Source organism: Herbaspirillum sp. B65 (assembly GCF_000333555.1).
GTDB classification, from domain to species: Bacteria; Pseudomonadota; Gammaproteobacteria; order Burkholderiales; family Burkholderiaceae_D; genus Herbaspirillum; species Herbaspirillum rubrisubalbicans.
Genome location: NZ_BADI01000343.1, coordinates 1 through 1,465, shown reverse-complemented (window position 1 = coordinate 1,465; position 1,465 = coordinate 1). Strand labels below are relative to the sequence as shown.

At 66.1% G+C, this 1,465-nt stretch carries 2 protein-coding genes; both read left to right on the top strand.

Features of this window, described 5'->3' with window-relative positions:
- The coding region (locus tag I5W_RS08610; protein WP_044528911.1) for an HlyD family type I secretion periplasmic adaptor subunit at nt 1-686 on the top strand (686 nt) is incomplete at its 5' end.
- Nucleotides 634-1,465, top strand: an 832-nt coding sequence (locus I5W_RS08605) for a TolC family protein (RefSeq protein ID WP_441294721.1), incomplete at its 3' end; no start/stop codon positions are given. The genes I5W_RS08610 and I5W_RS08605, both read left to right, overlap by 53 nt.

Genomic DNA, 1,465 nt, shown 5'->3' with positions numbered 1-1,465 from the left:
CCAACGATTACCAGGAACTGATGGTAGACCATACCGTGTCGCGTCATGCCTGGCTGGAAAAGGAGCAGGCCAGGGTGGACTTGCAAGGCCAACTGACGGATGCCCGCAACCAGCGTGCTGCCTTGCTGGCGCAGACCCAGAAGGAAGCTCACGACAGCCGCCTCGAAGCCGAGAAGATCATCGAAGCTGCGCAGCAGGACCAGCGCCGTGCTGACGAGCACAGCAAGCTGCTGCACTTGACCGCGCCAGTTTCCGGCACGGTACAGCAGCTCAATGTCCACACCATCGGTGGCGTGGTGCCGGCGGCCCAGCCGCTCATGCAGATCGTGCCGGAGGATGGCGAGATCGAAGTCGAGGCCTGGCTGGACAACAAGGACGTGGGTTTTGTCGAGGTCGGCCAGGAAGTGGAAGTGAAGGTGGATGCCTTCGACTACACCAAGTACGGCACCGTGGCGGGCCGGGTGGTGCAGGTCTCGCGCGACGCCATCCAGGATGAAAAGAAAGGCCTGGTCTATTCCTCCCGCATCCTGCTGTCTCGCAACACGCTGGGCGTGGATGGTCGGTTGTTGCCGCTGGCGGCGGGGTTGGCGGTCAATGTCGGCATCAGGACGGGAAGCCGGCGCGTGATCGAATATGCCTTGTCGCCCCTGCTGCGCCATCAGAAGGAGGCCCTGCATGAACGTTGATGCCGTCGCCCGCAGGCTGCTGGCAGCCGTCGCGCTGAGCACGCCGGGATGGCTCGCAGTGCTGGTGGCGACCATGCCCGCTCCGGCCCACAGCGCCGAGCCGCAGCACTTCGATCCCTTGCTGGCACGCCCGCCCGAACTGGACAAGGGCAAGCTTTTGCCGGGGGACGACCAGATGCTGGTCTGCCAGAGTACGTCCTTCCGGCCGGACAAGGTATTGAACCTGGCCGATGCGCTGGACCTGGCGCTGTGCTACCAGCCACAGATCCAGGCCAGTTGGGCCGCCATCAAATTGCAGGCGGCCCAGCTCGGTGAAGCGCGGGCCGCCTACTTGCCCAGCCTCTCGGCCGGTGCCAGTCAATATCGCGACCACAGCAGTTCGACCCAAGGCAGCAGCAAGCGCTCCATCGGTACGCTTTATGCCACGCTGACCTGGCGCCTGCTCGACTTCGGCGGTCGCACAGCCAACCAGCGTGCTGCCGATGTCTTGCTGCAGGCGGCCTTGGCCAGCCAGGATGCCGCCTTGCAGAAGGCCATGGCCAACGCGGTCGGGCTGTACTACGACGCGCACAGCGCGCGCGCCGCGCAGCAGGCGCGCGAGCGCAGCCTGGCACTGGCGCGCCAGGTGCTGGAGACGGCCATCAAGCGTGAGCAGCGCGGCGTCGGCGCCTTGCCGGAGACCTTGCANGCGCGCACCTTCGTGGCCCGCGCCGAACTGGAACTAGCGCGTGCCCATCGGCAGCACAAGCGCGCGCTGGTGGCGTTGGCCGTTGGGCTGG